15 protein-coding genes and 1 pseudogene are annotated in these 18029 nt (G+C 64.6%); 2 read left to right on the top strand and 14 right to left on the bottom strand.

Annotation, left to right across the window (positions count from 1 at the left end; genetic code table 11):
• Positions 1 to 57 precede the first annotated feature (57 nt).
• The 14 genes and pseudogenes from NTV05_00865 to pilB all read right to left on the bottom strand — a co-directional run bounded on the left by NTV05_00865 (position 58) and on the right by pilB (position 15629).
• Positions 58 to 813, bottom strand: a complete 756-nt coding sequence (locus NTV05_00865; GenBank protein ID MCX6542945.1) for a pilus assembly PilX N-terminal domain-containing protein — start codon at positions 811 to 813, stop codon at positions 58 to 60.
• On the bottom strand, positions 785 to 1957 hold the full coding sequence (locus tag NTV05_00860; protein MCX6542944.1) for a hypothetical protein: 1173 nt from the start codon (positions 1955 to 1957) through the stop codon (positions 785 to 787). The genes NTV05_00865 and NTV05_00860 overlap by 29 nt, the downstream gene beginning before the upstream one ends.
• The gene (locus NTV05_00855) at positions 1951 to 2466 is read right to left on the bottom strand and encodes a hypothetical protein (GenBank protein MCX6542943.1); all 516 of its coding nucleotides are present in this window, start codon (positions 2464 to 2466) and stop codon (positions 1951 to 1953) included. Before NTV05_00855 ends, NTV05_00860 begins: the two co-directional genes overlap by 7 nt.
• 259 nt (positions 2467 to 2725) lie before the next feature.
• A complete protein-coding gene (locus tag NTV05_00850; protein ID MCX6542942.1) occupies positions 2726 to 3490 on the bottom strand; it encodes a prepilin peptidase in 765 nt (254 codons plus the stop codon).
• Positions 3490 to 4437, bottom strand: coding sequence for a hypothetical protein (locus NTV05_00845; protein ID MCX6542941.1), 948 nt, complete (start codon positions 4435 to 4437; stop codon positions 3490 to 3492). The genes NTV05_00850 and NTV05_00845 overlap by 1 nt, the downstream gene beginning before the upstream one ends.
• Positions 4434 to 5246: an ABC transporter permease subunit gene (locus tag NTV05_00840; GenBank protein ID MCX6542940.1), complete on the bottom strand. Its 813-nt coding sequence runs from the start codon at positions 5244 to 5246 to the stop codon at positions 4434 to 4436. The genes NTV05_00845 and NTV05_00840 overlap by 4 nt, the downstream gene beginning before the upstream one ends.
• Entirely contained in the window at positions 5246 to 6214 is a 969-nt protein-coding gene (locus NTV05_00835; GenBank protein MCX6542939.1) for an ABC transporter ATP-binding protein, read from the bottom strand. Before NTV05_00835 ends, NTV05_00840 begins: the two co-directional genes overlap by 1 nt.
• Before the next feature lie 3 nt (positions 6215 to 6217).
• Positions 6218 to 7444 (bottom strand): thioredoxin domain-containing protein, encoded by a 1227-nt coding sequence (locus tag NTV05_00830; protein MCX6542938.1) that lies wholly within the window; start codon positions 7442 to 7444, stop codon positions 6218 to 6220.
• Between the two features lie 578 nt (positions 7445 to 8022).
• Positions 8023 to 8106 (bottom strand): annotated as a pseudogene (locus tag NTV05_00825) (prepilin-type N-terminal cleavage/methylation domain-containing protein).
• A 291-nt stretch (positions 8107 to 8397) separates the two neighbouring features.
• Positions 8398 to 9813, bottom strand: a complete 1416-nt coding sequence (locus NTV05_00820; protein MCX6542937.1) for a sigma-54 dependent transcriptional regulator — start codon at positions 9811 to 9813, stop codon at positions 8398 to 8400.
• A gap of 6 nt (positions 9814 to 9819) precedes the next feature.
• On the bottom strand, positions 9820 to 11496 hold the full coding sequence (locus tag NTV05_00815) for an ATP-binding protein (protein ID MCX6542936.1): 1677 nt from the start codon (positions 11494 to 11496) through the stop codon (positions 9820 to 9822).
• A gap of 13 nt (positions 11497 to 11509) precedes the next feature.
• Positions 11510 to 12724 (bottom strand): type II secretion system F family protein, encoded by a 1215-nt coding sequence (locus tag NTV05_00810; GenBank protein MCX6542935.1) that lies wholly within the window; start codon positions 12722 to 12724, stop codon positions 11510 to 11512.
• 16 nt (positions 12725 to 12740) lie between these two features.
• Positions 12741 to 13847 carry a type IV pilus twitching motility protein PilT gene (locus NTV05_00805; GenBank protein ID MCX6542934.1) on the bottom strand — a complete coding sequence of 369 codons (1107 nt, stop codon included), beginning with the start codon at positions 13845 to 13847 and terminating at the stop codon, positions 12741 to 12743.
• 42 nt (positions 13848 to 13889) lie between these two features.
• Entirely contained in the window at positions 13890 to 15629 is a 1740-nt protein-coding gene (gene pilB, locus NTV05_00800; GenBank protein MCX6542933.1) for a type IV-A pilus assembly ATPase PilB, read from the bottom strand.
• Between the two features lie 327 nt (positions 15630 to 15956).
• Here pilB and NTV05_00795 point away from each other — a divergent pair, with 327 nt between their 5' ends.
• Both NTV05_00795 and NTV05_00790 read left to right on the top strand, forming a co-directional pair.
• A complete protein-coding gene (locus NTV05_00795; protein MCX6542932.1) occupies positions 15957 to 16700 on the top strand; it encodes a YIP1 family protein in 744 nt (247 codons plus the stop codon).
• Positions 16697 to 18028 carry an efflux RND transporter periplasmic adaptor subunit gene (locus tag NTV05_00790; GenBank protein ID MCX6542931.1) on the top strand — a complete coding sequence of 444 codons (1332 nt, stop codon included), beginning with the start codon at positions 16697 to 16699 and terminating at the stop codon, positions 18026 to 18028. The genes NTV05_00795 and NTV05_00790 overlap by 4 nt, the downstream gene beginning before the upstream one ends.
• Position 18029: the final 1 nt, after the last annotated feature.

The raw sequence follows: 18029 nt of genomic DNA, 5'->3' as shown, positions 1-18029 counted from the left end.
AGACACTCCCGGACGATCTCTATTATCGGTCGAATCCATGCTGGTGAATAGTCAGCCCTACCGGACTGCCCGCCACGCGACCGCACGGGGCCTCGAGTCCGCTCCCGGAGAACGGCTGATGGTCGCGGTGACCACCCTGTGGGCGCCGCGGATGCCAAATCCTTCCGCGCGAAGCATGATGACGCCAGCGCCCGGCCGACGCGCGCCATCTGGGGCGGGCTCACTGTCGCGAAGCGGGTCGCCGTCCAGTTCCGCTGGATCATCACCGACCCAGACGATCACCTCGCACGGAAGCGGCGCGAGATCGAAGGACCCGAGTTGATCCAGTCGGGTGTGGCCGAACACCTGCCACCGGGGATTGTTCGGACCCCACGGCCGATCTGTCGTGAAGGCGTCGAGTTCCAGGTTGGTGCAGGCTGCGGCGTGGCCGCAATTGGCGAGATTGGTGAGGCTTCCCACATCGGCCTGGGTGCCGTCCGGAAGGAGCAGGCCAGTGTCGGCAGCGGTCTGGAGAATGGCGGATCCGACCTGCCCAGATAGCACCAGGTTCCAGTCGGCCACGCCGCCAAGTTCATGGAGCGCGATAGCCAGGCCAGCCTCAGCCGCATACCCGCAACTGAGGGACGCCTCGTGCGCCGACGCGATGGCCGGTTCGAGACTGGTGGTGAGCGCGAGGCCCAGGCCGATCGTCGAGACCAGCATCAGCATGGCCAGCACCGTGATGAGGGCGGCACCGCTCTGCTGTGTCCGTCGGGTCTCGCGGGGCTTGCCGCCGCCCGCCGCGTCACCTGCGCATCGATCGCGGGACCACATCGAATGTCACCTCCACGTCCGGGACAAGGCGTGTCGAGTCGCGCGCCAGGCCGGGATGGCTGAACCACGCTGCGGACAGGCCCCGGACGCTGGCCGACTGGGCCTGCAGTCTCAGGGTCACGCGAAGGAGCCGAATCCGGAGCAGGTCCGCATCGTATCGGTTCGGTGAGCCGGGGTCAGGGCACCAGGGACCATCGGCAAACATCGATAGCGGCAGTGGAGCCAGCCTTGAAGCGTCAGCCGGCAATGCCGCCAATCTCGGCACCTGGTGTTCTCCGTCATCGGCGAACATGCAGTTCTCTCCGGCTGGCCAGGCGTCGAGCGGATTATCCGTACCCCTGAGTGGCGGACTCGGGCCGTACGAGACGGTCCGCCTCACCGGGTCGTCCGGACTGATCACAACCGGAGGCGCCGGATCGCCGAAGTACTGAAACGACAACGAGACGACGTGATCGACCACCGGGAGGCTGAGACCTGCGCCCTCGGATCGGCGCAGTTGCGGGATGCCTGTCGCCGATTCGACGGCGCGGTAGTAGCTTCGCGCGCTGACTTCGCCAACCAGGGCCCCGGCTGCGTAGAACCCCGATAGCGGGTTGGAGGCATGGGTCACCTGACCACCATCAGGGGAGACGGCTGTGGCCGTAAACAGGTCAAAGGCCGACGTGCCATCGGCGATGAGCATCAGGCTGCCGGCGTGAAGCCGGCACGCCGCTCGCTCCAGAGTGCACGCCGATGCCGGCACGAGCCCGATCGGCAAGACGGGATCGTTGACGACCACATCCGTGAGTGCCTGAGGCGCCTCGGACGCCATCGACAAGAGCGTGATGCTGTCGGCCCTCGCGCACCCGCCGGCGACCGACGACAGCGGCACGCCGGTCCATCGGCACGGCAGCACGGCTGGCCACGTCAACGCGCCCGCGGCGCCCCATCCGAGGCTGAACCCTCCGCCGGCCGAGGTGAGATCGGACCTGAGCGCATCGGCGGCCACGCGGATGCGCTGTTGAAGGTCGGCCGCTTCGGGCAGCGACTGGAACGCCCCGGTGGCCGGGATGACCAGCACGACCGCCAGGCTCACCGCCACCAGGGTCACCGCGGCCGAGACGATGAACTCAACGAGCGTAAATCCGCCGGCCCGCTTTACCATGCCTCACCCGACCGAACGGTGGCGAGTCGCACCGTGCCACGGGCGTCGCCGCATTCGCCGGCGCTTGCCGCCGCCCGACGGCACGGCGAGACGGCAACGTGGATCAGATGGAGAGACGGATCAGCCTGGAGCGCAGTTACCGCCCAGCGGCGTACGTAACGCGCGCTGCGCGCTGCATCGCCGGAGCCCACGATCGCACCGGAGGCATCGAGGTACTCGACGAACCCGGCTGCGTCGTGGCTCACTGCGTCTGGCGGCGAAGGCGACAGCGGCCCTGGTGCGGCGGATAGCTCCTCCAGTTTTTGTGCCGCCAGAATGGCCGCGGCGGTGCGCTCGCCTGTCAGCGCGATCGTCCGAACGGCGACCGAGGCCAGCCCCGCAAGCGACACGATCGCTGTCGTGAGAATGGCGATCGCCACCAGTGCCTCAATCAGGGTCGATCCGGAGTGGTCGAGCGGGCGCTGCACGACGATGGGCACTGCAATCGGCAGGCCAGAAGTCGGGGTCAATTCGCCTTCCGCGCGCTCGACGAATGTCGCCCGAAGAAATGGGCCGTTCGCAGCCGTGCAGGTAAGCGAGGCGAAAGACGCGGGATCGGTGAGATGGCAGAAACTGCGACGTTGGGCGACGCGGCGGACTGCAGGAAGTGCATCCGAACCCGCCACGCCAAAGGGGCGGGCACGGCATGCCGTGCCCCTACGACACGTCGGTCGGTTTCATCCTGTAGGGGCGCCATTCATGGCGCCCTTTCGATGACATTGTTCTGCGCTACCGATAGAACCCGAGGTACCAGGCGATCACCGAGTCTCCGGCGGTCGCGGCGAACATGGCGGCAATGGCGAGAAAGGTGCCGAACGGCATCGACGCCTTCATGTCGCGCTGGCGGATCGCGAGGGGCAGACCGACGATCGAACCAAGAAGAGACGCGACCACCAGCGTCAGCAGCACCTGCGGCCAGCCGAGAAACGCGCCGACCAGCGCGAGCATCTTCACGTCACCCATGCCGAGGCCTTCGATCCGGCGCACCCTGTAGTAGATCTCCGCGACCACAAGCGGAATCAGCCCGCCGACCACCAGCCCGATGAGCGACGACACCCAGCCTGGCGGCGCCACGAAGCTGAACAGGAAACCGATGACGGTGCCGGGGATCGTAATCCCGTTCGGCAGAATGCGATGTTCGAGGTCGATGAAGAAGAGCACGATTAGCGCGCAGCCGAACACCAGCCGCGACGCGAGCAGCCAATCGATGCCGTACTGCCAGGTCGCCCACACGAACATCACGCCGGTGAACGCCTCCACGAACGGGTAGACGACGGAAATGCGCGTCCCGCACGATCGGCATTTTCCGCCAAGCGCCAGCCACGCGACGATCGGCACGTTGTCGTACCACTTGAGCGGCTGCGAACAGGTCGGACAGTGCGAGGCCGGCCACGCCAGCGACTTCTCGAGCGGCAGCCGATAGATGCACACGTTGAGAAAACTGCCGATGCACAAGCCCAGCACGCCTGCCAGGGTCAACAGCCAGAGAAGCATCACGATGGCGGACCTGCCTTTCGCACAAACTGAGGCGGCAGCGGATAGAGTTTCGACGACTGAGCGATGGTGACTCCGCCAGGCTGCGTCGGGTCCAGCACGTACGGCGCGCCCGACGGATCGGATGGAATCGCACCGAGCAGGCCAGAGGCGCGCAAGGCCTCCCAGCCCGCCGGGAATCGACCGGCGATCTGCTGATATCTGGCCACCCGGACGGCGAGTTGGTCCATCTCGTCAAGCGCGTCGAGTTGGGCGAGTCTGAGCCGGGAGGTGGTCCTGACCCAGTCGTTCTCCGCGGTCTCGTACAACTGCATCCACAGCACTCTGGACGACCGCCGATCGCCGCCTTGTGCCAGGGTTGTCGCGGCCAATGATCGCAACCACCACGGTGCTCCCTCGATCTGGCTCGCCTTGTCGAACCACATCGCCGCCTGTTTGTAGTCCTGCAGCCACCAGTAATACACGAAGCCGGCATCCTGCGCGTACTGCCACTTCGCAGGCTCGGCGGCGAGTCCTTTGTTCAGCAGGGTGATCGCCTGGTCCACCCGGCCCGGGCCGCCGGGAAACGGCTCCGCCAGGAACATCGCGCCAAAACGGTACGCGACGGTGAATTGCGGATCGAGGCTGGTCGCCAGGTCCAGCAGCGGGTAGAGCGCTGAGTACTGCTTGTTCGGACTGGTTGACAGTCGGGTGTCGCCGTAGTGCTGAATCGCCCGGATCCAGTACACGTCGGCGAGAAGCGCATGGAACGACAACGCCAGGCGGTTCGCGGACGCCCCCGACGTGACGTAGAGCAACGTGGCGTCACCCGATTCGATGCGATAGCGGGTCTCTCGCACGGCCTGCAGGCCGAGGGCGGCGCCCGTCAGCAACGCCCAGGCAACCAAGGCCACCACTATCTGGCGTCGGTTAGGCCGGCCCGAGAGTGCCGCGGCGTCAGCGCTCATTTGAAATCGCGCCTGGCAAATACCAGCATCGCCAGCCCGAGGACGGCAGCCGCATAGAGCAGGCCGTACCCGCTCGTCAGCAGCAGGTAGCCAGCCGGGACCGCCTGGCCGTGCACCACCGCCGTCTTGATATCGAATGGCGCGAGATTCGGCAACAGGTAGTAGAGCGCACGCGCCAGTTGCGCGGCGGCTCTCGACTTGACGACGTTCTCGAAATGCGCCAGGTCGGCGTTGAAGTGGCCGACCACGTACAGACCAAAGGTCAAGGCGGCCGACAGCATCGGGCTCGAGAAGGTCGAGAAGAATAACGCCAGCGCGGTGACGACGAGCAGCTGAACGTAGATCAGCAGGAATGCCTTGAGCAGGTTCGGGTCAACCACTGGCGCATCGACCATGGCGGCGTTGGCCAACGCCGGCTGCGTCCAGGCCATGACGGCCAGCACCAGGTAGACGGCGGTCGCCATCACGGCGAGATTGACCAGCAGTGTCAGGGCCAGGCCGATGAACTTGCCGACGATGAAGTGGTGGCGGCGGAGCGGCTTGACCAGGACGTTATAGACGCTGCGGCGATCGACTTCTTTCCAGACCAGGCCCACGCCGATGAAGACGGCAATGAACAGTCCAAACACGGCGCTGGCCGCCAGGCCGAGATCCTTGATGATTTTGATGTCCTGCCCCGCCGTCAGTTGCCCGACCAGGTACGACGCCGAGATCATCAGCGTCGCGAACAGGACGAGGTTGTACAACACCTTGTCCCGCACGGATTCCTTGAAGACGTGGTAGGCGACAAGCAGGATGACGCGCGGCATCAACCCTCCGGCATGAACCGCCCGGCCGGCGCCGCGGTCTGGCTGGCTTTGACTTGTTGCATGAAGACATCTTCGAGTGTCGCGCGAAGCGGATTGAGCGAGACCACGCGGCCGCCTCGATCGTGAATCGCCGCGATGACGCGTTCGGGCTCGCAGTCCGGCGCGAGGTCGACCGTGCATCGACCATCGGCAGCCTCCGCGACGCCGCGCACCGCTCCGCCGAGCGTGCCAAGCGCGACCGGATCGATGCCGGTCGCCACCAATTCCCACCCCTCGACCTTGAACGCAAGCATCTCCGCCATGCTGCCGGCCGCCACCATCCTCCCGCCGACCAAGATGCCCACGCGGCTGCAGAGCGTTTCGGCATCCGACAGGATGTGCGAACTGAAGAACACCGTGCACCCGCGGTCGCGGAGGCTCAGGATGATGGTGCGGACGTCGCGGCGCCCGATCGGGTCGAGTCCCGACATCGGCTCATCGAGGAACACGACCTCGGGTTCGTTGATCAGAGCCTGTGCGAGGCCGACGCGCTGCAGCATGCCTTTGGAGAACTTCCGCATCGGCAGCCGCCGTTCGCCGCCGATGCCCACGCGATCGAGCAGATCGCTGACCCGTCTCCGGCGTTCCGGATTCCTGATCCCGAACAGTCCGGCAAAGTACTCGAGCAGTTCTTCGGCCGTCAGGTAGTCGTAGAAGTACGGGGCCTCCGGCAGGAACCCGACGCGGCGCCGCACGTCGAGATCGCCGGCGGGCCGGCCGAGGATCGAGATGCGGCCGGACGAGGGATAGATCAACTGCATCAGCAGCTTCAGAGTCGTCGTCTTGCCAGCGCCGTTCGGGCCGAGGAAACCGAAGACCTCGTTGGCTTCCACGCGCAGCGTCACGCCGTCGAGGGCCCGGTACGGACGCGGGCGCCAGAAGCCGACGGCATAGTCCTTGGTGAGACTGTCTGTCTGGATTGCAGCCATTGATCAGGGCTTGATCTTGCCGGCCTTCTTCAGTTCGTACTGGAGGGCCAGCTCGAAGTACTGAGGCGGAAGCGCGCCCTCGTTCCGGACGTACACGACCGTATCTGTGCCGGGATCGCGGTGTCCGATAAAGAAGGTCGGTGTCCGGTTGATGCCGAGGATCGTCGCCAGCCCGATATCGCTCTTCACCTGATTCAGCACCAGTTGATACTGCTCGTCGAAATCCGGCACGCCGCCGATGTCACGCGCGGCCTGCCGTACGATGGGGGGCGTAAGCGCCTGGTTTCGCGTATACAGCCAGTCTTCCATCGCGTCGCCCCGCCCCTTGAGCCGCGCCAGCCGCACCGCGACTGCCGACTCGCACGACGCGAGGTGCAGATCCTGCCTTAGGTTGGCGTTGCACTCCGTCTCGAGCGGGTAGTCCTTCGTGATGAACTTGACCACGCCGGCGTACTCCGCCCGGTACTTCGCCAGAATCGGCTTGTCGTCCAGGTAACTCTGCGCGCACGCCGGGCACATGTAGTCGGAGAACTTGACGATGACGACACTCGCGCCTTCGGCCGGGACCGGCACCTGCACACGCGGCTGGGATTCCCAGAAGCGAATGAACTCGCTGGTGCGATCGCCGCCAGCCTGCTGGACGGGTGACGCCTGGAGTTCGCCATGGCGAGGCATGAAGGCGATCGCCGCGGTCGAAGACGCAATGAACACCAGGACAACACCTATGGCGGACGGGCTGGTCAGCGCCGTCCTGAAATCCTGCCAGCATCGGCGGGGAATCGTGATCATGGGGAACGGTATCCTTGCACCTGAAGTGAGAAATACACCAGTCACCGCGACATAGGTGATGATGCACATCGCGCAGACGATCTTGAGGATGACAAGCGACGCGTACGCAAAGTAAAGCACGGCACCAAGGCCCAACACGCTGAGTACGAAGACGTACCCCACGGCGCTTTCGCGCAGGCTCGGCCAGCCCCAGCGCGACCCGGCCAGCAGCACCATCACACCCGCGTACCACAACGCGCCGAACAGCGCGACCGGCACGCCCGCCACGTTGGCGTACTGGCTTTGGTACACCTGTGTGCAGCTGACCGCCGCATTCACGTCGCAGAAGCTGACGTAGCCTGGTTGTCGCAGCAGTTGAACGTGCACGTACAGCGATGCGAGAGACGAGGCCAGTCCGACCAGGGTCAACAGAAGGAGGATGCGGCGGACGACTTTCGACATGGTAGGAATGGCACCCCTTGCCTCCCGCAGTTGTAGCGGCTTTAGGGCTTGTCGTCAAGCGCTGGCAACAAAAAGGGGGACGCCCCACACGGGCATCCCCCGAAAACCTCACGCCCGGGGCGTGGTTACTGAATCACAGTGACAGTGCCGGCCACGCCGAGCGGCTCAGTCGGCGCAGTCCCTGCGGTTTCCTGGAAAATCGTGCCGCCCTGGTTCGTCGCAAACCCGCGCTGGCCAGACGTGCCTACGGTCAAGGCCACCGCCGTCGCGTAGTAGCCGGTGACAGTGTCTGTCCCGTTGCAGTCGACCGGACCAGCCACCGCCGCCGGGTCGGTCGCCGCTGCCATCGTGATCCTGTAGCCGCTCTTGTCGTTCGTGTCGAGGGTCGTGAGATCGGCCGAAAGGAACCCCTCGCCAACGTGAACTGCACCACCGCACGGCCTCGAGAGCGTGATGAGAGAGGGCGAGTAGCCGCCGCTCGCGGCCGACGCGGCGTAGGTGGCCTGGCCGCTGTTAATCGCACGCAGCGAACCGATCGCTGACGTCTCGTTGCCGGCCATGCGTGCACGCATCAGGCCGGGGATGGCGATGGCGGCGATGATGCCGATGATCGCGACGACAATCAGCAACTCGATGAGTGTAAAGCCCTTGTTGCTACGGATTCTCATGTTCCTGCTCCTTCTTCCTTCGTTCCTGCTCGGTTGACGGATTTGCGTGATTCCTGTTTAGCCGCAGTCACCCGCGCGAACGTCGCGCCCGGTGGCTGCCTGGCGCCAACCTAGAAAGCAAACCTGGTACCACACGGTCGCCTCGGAACATAGACACGCGTAACTCGTTGTGCACAAAGGCGTTGGTCGATACAGCACGAGACGAATGCTGCCGGTCAGCGACACGCCAATGACAACGTGCGGCGTCTTGAATGCCAAGAAATGTCACTGAGATGGCGCGAACGTCTACCTGAGCTGGTGCTTGTCGAGGAGGTATCGGAACTGGCGTGGGCTGATCGCCAGCAACTGGGCAGCGCGGTCGTGCCGGCCGCCAGCCTGGCTGAGCGCCTGTGCTACGTATTCCCTCTCCTGCGCCTCCAGGAGTCGAGGGAGGTCGAGGCCCTGAGGCGGCAGCTGGGTTGCGCCTTCGCCCGGCTCGGCCGAGCCAGGGGCGACGGCAGGCACGCGAAGGTCCGCCGGGAGGCTGTCGAGCTGAATGACGGGGCTTCGCTCGAGCGCAACCGCACGCTCGATAACGTTCTCGAGTTGCCGGACGTTGCCAGGCCACCCGAACGCCTCCAGGCACGTCACCACGTCGGGCGAGATTCCCTCGATGGACTTTCCCATCTGGCCTCGGTACTTCGCCAGAAAGTGTTCGGCCAGCAGCGGAATATCCTCCCGCCGCTCGCGCAGCGGCGGCAACGCGATCGGAATCACGTTGATTCGATAGAACAGGTCCTCGCGGAACTTCCCCTCGGCGACCAGCCGCGACAGATCGCAGTTGGTTGCGGTGATGATCCGGATGTCGGCGACAATTTCCTCTGCCCCGCCGAGCCGGCGGAACGTGCGCTCCTGCAGGACGCGAAGCAGCTTCACCTGCATCATCGGACTCATCTCGGAGATTTCGTCGAGAAACACGGTGCCGTGTTCCGCCATCTCGAGCAGCCCCTTCTTGGTCACGGCGGCTCCTGTGAAGGCGCCGCGCATGTGCCCGAACAACTCCGATTCCAACAGGGTCTCTGGCAACGCGCCGCAGTTGAGCGCGACAAACGCCCGATCACGCCGCATGGAGTGCACATGAATGGCCCGGGCGACCAGTTCCTTGCCGGTGCCCGATTCGCCCGTCACGAGAATCGTGCTGTTGGTGGGCGCGACGGTCTCGATCAGATCGAAGACGGCCTCCATGGGCTTGCTGCGGCCGACGATGTTCGAAAAGACCGACCCGGTGCGCAGGGTCCGCTTGAGCAGCACGTTCTCCTGGCGCAGGCTTCGACGCTCGAGCGCGTTGCGGACTTTGGCCTTCAGTTCCTCCACATCGAACGGCTTGGTCAGGTAGTCGTACGCACCCAGACGCAACGCCTCGACGGCCGTCTCGGTCGACGCGAAGGCGGTAATCATGATGCCGACCAGATCCGGGTCGTTCTGCTTGGCGGCCCGCAGCAGCTCAACCCCGCTGATGTCCGGCATCCTGATGTCGGAAATCAGCAAATCGATGGGCTCCCGCTCCAGCGTGGCGAGAGCGGTCTGGCCGTTCTCCGCCAGAAACACGGTATAGCCCTCACGCCGCAGCACGATGTGCAGCAATTCCCGCATGGATCGTTCGTCGTCTACAACCAGGATGCGGCCGCGCGGGTCCGTCGGGGCTGGGGTGTCGGTCGTCATCAGTGGTTACGCTCCCTGGGCTTGTGCCTGAACGGCGACCTTGACCTGGACGGGAAGTCTGACCTGGACGGTTGTCCCCGCTCCCGGCTGCGACGTCACCCGGATCTCTCCGCCGTAGTCGTTGACAATGCGATAGACAATCGCCATCCCGAGTCCGGTCCCCTGCGCGAACCCACTGCGAAACGGCTGGAAGATCGTGTCGAGTTCGCCTTCGGAAATGCCGACCCCATCATCCTGGACTTCGAGAATCGCCTCGAGCTGGTCGGGACCGAACCGCGCGGCCAGGCGAAGACGACCGCCATCCGGCATGGCGCGGATCCCGTTGGTGGCGAGGTTCCACAGGATCTGCTTTACCTGCCCTTCATCCGCCTCGCACCAGACGGCATCCGGCGGCACATCGACGTCGATTGAATGGCGCTCATCGACGCCGGTGCCATGTCGGAGCAGGAGAGCCGTATCGCGAACCGCCAGCCGGACGTCGAAGCGCGCGACGTTGAAGCGCCGGGGCCTGGCGTAGGCCAGGAACTGGCCAATCGTCCGGTTGAGGCGATCCGATTCGCGCAGCACGATGTCCATCAACTGCGCCTGGTCCTCGGTCAACTGCAGTTCCTGACGAAGCAACTGGATCGACCCCGACATCGATGCCAGGGGATTCCGAATCTCGTGGGCAATCCCGGCCGCCATTTCGCCAACGGCCGCCAGCCGCTGATGCATCCGGGCATCGCGTTCGAGCTTTCGGAACAGCGTCACGTCCTGGAACGAGAACACGAACCCGGCGCGCACGTCGGCAGCGAGAAACGGCGCGACGCTGAGGCCTAGGTCGATGGTGGTGCCGTCCGCGCGCTCGTACCGATAGTCGGCCCGGCGGTTGCCCGCCAAGTCGGCGTGCCCGTCGAGTTGGGCCGCGAACGCCGGGGGCAACTGCAGCACGTGCGCCGCCTGGCTGCCCAGCGTGTCTGAGGCCCGTCTGCCGAGAATGGCCTCGGCTGCCCGATTGAACGTCAGGACGCGGCCGCCGGTATCGGTGGTGACAAGCCCCATCGTCAAACTGTTGATGATGTGGTGGCTGAACGCCTGGAGGCTGGCGATCTCGGTTGACGCCTCGGCCAGTTGCTCATCGCGGCGCTTGAGGCGGCCTGCCAGCGAGGCACTGAGCGCCCCAACGGCCAGGAACCCCACGGCGTTGATCGCTACGGTGTAGAGGGCCACCTGCCAGCTGGGGAGCGGAAGCGAAATCCCGGCCCAACCGACCCACGAGGCCGCGCCTGGAACGGCATACTGGACACTGACCATGGCGGCGTAGAGCAGCACACCGAGCACGACGACGAGGAGCGTGCCACGCCGATGCTGGAAGATGCTGGCCGCGATGATCGGCAGCGCGAACAGGGAGGAGAAGTAACTCGTGATCCCGCCAGTAACCCAAACGAACGCCGCCACAGTGAGCGTGTCGAGGGCCAACTGGAGGTCGAGCGACCAGGGGTGCCGAGCCGAAGGCTTCAGAACGGTCGCGTACAGGATCGAGAGCGCGAAGGTGAGCCCAATCAAGCCATAGAGCGGCCAGAGCTGGCTGCCGGGTGCCGCGCTCCACTGGATGAACGCGGCGGATCCCAGCAACACCGCACTGATGACGAGGCGGACGATCATCAGCGCGATCAGCGTTCGCCGCAACAGACCCTCGGCCATGCCCTGCCCCCGATCAGGTGAGCTTGCTGATCAGATCGAAGATCGGCAGGTACATCGCGATCACGATCCCGCCGACCGCGCCGCCGAGGAAGGCGATGAGCATGGGTTCCATCAACGTGAGCAGGCCGGCGACAGCCGTATCGACCTCCTCCTCGTAGAAGTCGGCGATCTTGGCGAGCATCGTGTCGAGCGCGCCGGTCGCCTCACCAACACCAATCATCTGGCTGACCATGCTCGGAAACACGCCCGTTTCCTTGAGCGGCTGCGCGATGGTCTCGCCGCGCTCGATGCTGGCGCGCGTCTTCAGAATCGCGTCTTCGATGATGGCGTTGCCCGACGTCTTGGCGGTGATGTCGAGGCCATCGAGAATCGGCACCCCCGAACTGATCAAGGTCGACAATGTCCGGCAGAATCGGGCGACGGCAATCTTGCGCAGGATCCCGCCGATCACGGGAGCGCGCAGAGCCAGCCTGTCAATCGTATGGCGCCCGCCGTTCGTGCGGTAGTACTGCTTCAGCCCGTAGCTGCCTCCCACCGCAAAGATGATGATGACGGGCATGAACGTGACGACCGCGCCGCTCAGCCAGATGACCACGCGGGTGGGCAGCGGCAGTTGCGCGCCGAGACCCGCGAACAGGGCGGCGAACGTCGGGATAACCTTCCAGAGGATGACGATGATGACGATGACCGCAATCGAAATCACGGCGACCGGGTAGATCATCGCCGACTTGACCTGACCCTTCAGCTTGACGTTCTTCTCGATGTAGACCGCCAGCCGCTTGAGGATGGCGTCGAGAATACCGCCTGCCTCGCCGGCGGCCACCATGTTCGTAAACAGGCCGTCGAACGCGCCCGGGTGTTTCCGCATCGCATCGGCCAGCGACGCGCCGGATTCGACGTCGCCGCGCGTTTCCAGAATCGTCTGCGCGAAGTGCTTGTCCTCTTCCTGATTGCCCAGGATCTCAAGGCACTGCACCAGCGGCAGGCCGGCGTCGATCATCACGGAGAACTGGCGGGTGAAGATCGCCAGATTCTTGGCGTTGACCTTCTTGCCTCGCTTGAGGGCCTTGACGACGGGCAGGGCCTTGGCGTCGACCGCTTTGATCCTGGTCACCAGGATCTGTTCTTTCCGCAGTGCGGCGACAGCATTCTCCGTCGTATCGGAGACCTGTTCGCCGCTGACGATCTCTCCGCTACGCTTCCGTCCGGTATACGCAAATGTGGCCATGATGCCTTATCCCCGTTCACGTGTTCCAGCGCGCCCGACAGGCCGTCCGGTCCCTGCCCCCGGCACCGTGCCGGCACCCCGGTTGATCATCCTTCGACGAAGACGCCGCGCGCGCGACGTCGAGTGAGATTGCGCCAGCATAGTACAAACTGGCCAGCGACTGGTTGAGCGTCTGCGACCCCGCCTTTTCCTGGCCGGCCTGCATCGACGAGTAGATCTGGTGGACCTTGTCCTCGCGGATCAGGTTCCGAATCGCCGTCGTCGGGATCAACACCTCAACGGCGACCACCCGCCCCTTGCCGTCCGCCCGTGGAAGCAGCGTCTGGCAGACGATCCCCTCGAGCACCATGGACAACTGTGTCCGGATCTGGGTCTGCTGATGCGCCGGAAACACGTCGACGATCCGGTTGACCGTCTGGGAGGCCGAGTTGGTGTGCAGCGTGGCGAACGTCAGGTGGCCGGTCTCCGCAATGCGGAGCGCGGATTCGACCGTCTCGAGGTCGCGCATCTCGCCGATGTACACCACGTCGGGGTCTTCGCGCAGGGCGGAGCGCAGCGCGGCCCCGAATGTCTGGGTGTCACCGAGCAGTTCGCGCTGGTTGACCAGGCAGTTCTTGTGCTCGTGGATGTACTCGATGGGATCCTCGATTGTCAGGATGTGGTGATGCCGCTCAATGTTGATCTTGTCGATGATCGCCGCGAGCGTCGTGCTCTTTCCGCTGCCGGTTGGCCCGGTTACCAGGACCAGGCCGCGGGGTCGATCGGCGAGCATGGAGACGACCTGGGGGAGTCCCAGGTCCTTGAGATTCCGGATCAGTTCCGGAATCACCCGGTACACGGCTCCGACGGCGCCCCGCTGGCTGAACACATTGCAGCGGAAACGCGCCAGGTTGCGCATGCCAAACGAGAAGTCCAGCTCGAGCGTCTCCTCGAAGCGCTTCTTCTGCAGGTCGGTCAGCACGCTGTAGGCGATCTGCTTGGTCTCGGCCGGCGTCAACACCGGCATCTCGAGACGGACCAGGCTGCCGCGGACACGGACCTGGGGAGGTGTGCCGGCGGTGATGTGCAGGTCGGACGCGCCCATTTCGATCGCCTTCTTCAGCAGATCCGGAAGCATCGCCATGTCTTGTCTTCTCCCCCACGCGGCCGCCCTCGCGGGCCGCCCTCAGTTGACCGTCTCTCTCAATACCTCTTCCATCGTTGTCACGCCGGCCTTGATCTTCTCGAGGCCGCTCCGCCGCAGCGTAATCATCCCTTCCTCGACCGCCTTGCGCCGGAGCTCCTGGCTCGAGGCGCCGACCAGCACGAGTTCCTTCAGCGACTCCGTAATGTCCATGACTTCGTACAGGCCCACGCGGCCCTTGTAGCCGGTGCTGTTGCACTTCTCGCAACCGGCTCCGCGCTGGGGCACGACCGTTTGGGCGTCATCGGCGTCGAACCCGGCCTTGGCGAGCGCCGGCGGGGGCACCGGGGCCGGCTGCGCGCAGGCCGCGCACACGCGCCGCACGAGCCGCTGGGCGCAAATCAGATTGACCGAGCTCGAGACCAGAAAGGGTTCGATACCCATGTTCATCAGTCGGCTGATCGTGCTCGGCGCGTCGTTGGTGTGCAGGGTCGACAGCACCAGATGTCCGGTCAGCGCCGCCTTGACGGCAATCTCGGCCGTCTCGAAGTCGCGGATCTCGCCCACCAGGATGATGTTCGGGTCCTGCCGCAGAAACGCGCGCAGCGCGGCGGCGAACGTCAGGCCGATGCTCTCACGAATCTGGACCTGATTGATACCGACCAGGTTGAATTCGACCGGATCCTCGGCCGTCATGATATTGGTTTCGGGGGTGTTCAAGCGGGAAATCGACGAGTAGAGCGTATTGGTCTTGCCGCTGCCGGTCGGCCCAGTCACCAGCACCATCCCCCACGGCCGCTGGATCGCGGCCTCGTAACGTGCCAGCGGTTCCGGGTCGAACCCGAGCCGTGTCATGTCGAGCATCAGCTTGTCGCGATCGAGCAGCCGCATGACGATCTTCTCGCCAAACAGCGTCGGCAGGACGGAGACGCGGAAGTCGATGTCCTTGGACTTGCCCTGGTCGTTGTAGCGAATCTTGATGCGTCCATCCTGCGGCAGGCGCTTCTCGGCGATGTCGAGCTTCGCCATGATCTTCAGCCGCGACGCGATGGCGTCCCGGAACTTCATCGACGGATTCATGATGGTGTAGAGCACGCCGTCGATGCGGTACCGCACCCGGTACTCCTTCTCGTACGGCTCGATGTGAATGTCGCTCGCGCCCTTCTGCATGGCCGACATCAGGAGCACGTTGACCAGGCGGATGATCGGCGCCTCCTCCCCCTGCTTCAACAGCGCGTTGACGCTGATCTCCTCGAGATCCCCGACCACTTCGACGTCCGCATCGCCCGCAATGGGCATTTCGTCGAGCACGCGTGAGGCCATCTCGAGCGCCGTCTCGCCCCCGGTCTGGGCCGCCGCCGTCGCGTAGTACTTCTGGATGGCCTCCATGACCGCCGACTCCGACGCCACCACCGGGTCGACGTTGTAGCCCGTCATGAACTTGATGTCGTCCATGGCGAACACGTTGGTCGGATCGGTCATCGCGATCGTGAGCGTCGCGCCCGTGCGGCTGACGGGAATGACCTGGTACTTCTGGGCGGTTTCAACCGGGATCAGCTTGATGACGGCCGCATCGATCTCGAACTGGGGGAGGTTGATGGAGGGTACGCCGTACTGCCGGCTCAGCAGCGCCGTGATGTCTTCGCCTTTCACGAAGCCCAGTTTCACCAGGGCAGACCCCAGCTTGCCGCCATGGGCCTTGTGGTAGGCCAGCGCTTCCTGGAGTTGGTCCGGTGTGATGCGCCGCTCCTTGAGGAGCAGCTCTCCGATGCGTACAGCCATGGATCCGTCAGGCTTATTCTAGGCCATTCAACAGAGAACGAACGCGTACGGCCCGGCGCTGTCCAGTCAGGTGACACCCGGCTCCGTCTACGTATTTTCGGCGCTTCTCCCTGTGTTCTTGAGTCCGTCCCCCAAGAATGCGCCACGAAAGCCGCTTTTCATCCGACACTCCTGCCAACTCCGGGCCAGACTGGCCCTACGTCCAAACCGGAACCAGAAAGCACTGGAAATCGTCTACACTAAACAGGTTGTGCCATCTCCGAGTCCGGTTCCCTTGGAGCGACCTTCCACAAGAGATTGCAGTTTCTCCCAGAAAGGCCACGAGTCATGAGTGAAGTTCTCGCACCCGCGCCAACCAGCCAACCGCCGTCTGGCTCGAACGTGTTCGCCCGATTCTGGGGGATTCTGGTGTCGCCGCGGGCGGCGTTCGCTGACGTCGCGGCCAAGCCCCGGTGGTTCGGGATGATGGCTCTTGTGATCATCGTCTCGTGCGTCCTGACGGGCGGGTTCCTGTCGACCAAGATCGGCCAGCAGGCCTATCTCGACCAGGCGGTCAGGTCGGCCGAAATGTGGAGCAAACAGCCGGTCACCGACGCCCAGTACGCGTTGTACGAGAAGCTGGCGAAGTACGCCGGGGCGATGTTCGCCGGGCAGATTATCATCCTCAGCCCGATCATGACGCTCATCATCGCCGGCATCCTGTTCGCGGTGTTCAACGCGGCGCTGGGGGGCGACAGCTCGTTCAAGCAACTGTTCGCGGTCGTCGTGCACGCCGGATCGGTCTCGGTGGTCCAGCAGGTGTTCGTCACGCCGCTCAACTACGTGCGCGAGTCGATGTCGAGCGCCACCAACCTCGCCGTGTTTCTCCCGATGCTCGACGAGGGGAGTTTTCTGGCGAAGCTGCTGGGCACGGTCGATTTGTTCCTCGTCTGGTACGTCATCGTCCTGGCCACTGGTCTGAGCGTGCTCTACAAGCGCAAGACCGGGCCCATTGCCACGGCGCTGTTCGTGGTCTACGGCATTATTGCCGTCATCATCGCCGCGGTCACGTCCGGCCGCGCGGGGGCATGATCGTGAATCGCAAGAAGATTATCATCGGCATCGTCATCGTCGTGCTGGGGGCCGCGCTGGTCGGGGCCAACCTGTATTTCAAGCGCGATACCGGGCTCAGCGTGCAGGTGGAAAAGATCCAGAAGCGGAACCTCGAGTCGATTGTCTCGGCCTCGGGCAAGGTGCGGGCCAGGACGACAGTGAACATCAGCGCCAATACGATGGGCCGGGTGACCAAGCTGGCCGTCGAGGAAGGCGCGCGGGTCAAGGCGGGTCAGTTCCTGATGGAGATCGACCCGCGGCAGCTTCGTACCCAGGTCGAACGTGGCGACGCGGGTCTGTCGGCCCAGCGCACGGCGGTCGAGCAGGCGAAGACCGCGCTCGAGTCCGCCAAGCTCCAGCTGAGCCTGGCGAAGGACACGCTGAAGCGCCAGCAGGACCTGTGGAAGGAACAGCTGACGACCAGGGAGGCGCTCGATCGCGCCGTCAACGACGTGGCGCTCCGGGAGCGTGATGTCGAGGCGCGGGAGTCCGGGATTGTCTCGGAAACCACGCGCATCCGCCAGACGCAAGCGGACCTGGCGAACGCCCGGTACAACCTGAGCCAGGTGACGATCGATTCGCCGATCGACGGCATCATCACACGCCGCAACATCGAGTTGGGCGAAAACGTCATGATCGGCACGATGAACAACGCCGGCACGGTGCTGCTCACGGTGGCGGACATGTCGGTGATTGAAGCCGAGCTGGAAGTGGACGAGACCGACATTCCCAACGTCAAGATCGGCCAGCCGGTCAAGGTCACCATTGACGCCATCCCCGACAAGACCTTCGCGGCGAAGGTGACCGAGGTCGGCAACAGCCCGATCCAGACCGCGGCGTCGGCCAGTTCGCAGGCGATCAATTTCAAGGTCGTGGTGACCATGGACGGGCAGATTCCAGAGGTCCGGCCGGGCTTCACGTGCACGGCAGACATCACGACGGCAACACGGAAGGACGTGGTCTCGCTGCCCATCCAGGCGACGACCGTGCGGGAGCTGATCTACGACGAGAAGGGCAACGTGGTGAAGCCGCCTGCGACCGACTCGAAGACCCGCCGGCCCGTGGCGACCGCGGCGGCGGCGGAGTTGAAGCCGGGTCAGACCAAGAAGGAAACCGAGGGCGTGTTCATCGCGAAGGACGGGAAGGTCGCCTTCGTGCCGATCAAGACGGGCATAGCCGGCGAGAAGTACTTCGAGGTGCTCTCGGGTCTGAAGGAGGGCGACGAGGTCATCACTGGGCCGTTCAGCGCCGTTCGCGAACTGAAGGACGGCGTCGCCGTCAAGATCGACACGACGGCGAAGAAGTAGC

It is taken from the genome of Acidobacteriota bacterium (assembly GCA_026393755.1).
In the GTDB taxonomy this organism is placed as follows: Bacteria; Acidobacteriota; Vicinamibacteria; order Vicinamibacterales; family JAKQTR01; genus JBAXOX01.
Note: the sequence above shows the minus strand (reverse complement) of the source record. Positions and strands in the feature narration are given on the sequence as shown.